Source organism: Microvirga pakistanensis, from assembly GCF_004458765.1.
Classification (GTDB): domain Bacteria; phylum Pseudomonadota; class Alphaproteobacteria; order Rhizobiales; family Beijerinckiaceae; genus Microvirga; species Microvirga pakistanensis.
The window spans coordinates 1-223 of the sequence record NZ_SPJX01000632.1 but is presented as its reverse complement, the minus strand read 5'-3'; the positions used below and the strand labels follow the sequence as shown (position 1 = coordinate 223).

Annotated in this window: 1 pseudogene; it reads right to left on the bottom strand. The window is 61.9% G+C overall.

Annotated elements, in window-relative coordinates:
- Positions 1-4: 4 nt before the first annotated feature.
- Positions 5-223 (bottom strand): annotated as a pseudogene (locus E4K09_RS29470) (MmgE/PrpD family protein); the annotation flags it as partial.

Below are 223 nucleotides of genomic sequence, written 5' to 3'. Positions count from 1 at the left end.
GGCGTCAGACGGCAAGCCACGGACGTAGATCGCGCACTGTCGGGAGTTCCTCAAGCTTGAGGATTCGATCGATCAGCTCGGTCGCGCGGTTGGAGCCGATGATCGGCGTCAGGAGATCAAGAGCCTTTGCCTGGATTTCATGGACTTCCATCGGGTTCTCCGGCGTGCCGCGAACGGCCTTCGCATGGTGGCGAAGGTGACGGCCGTCAGCCGTCTCGATGTC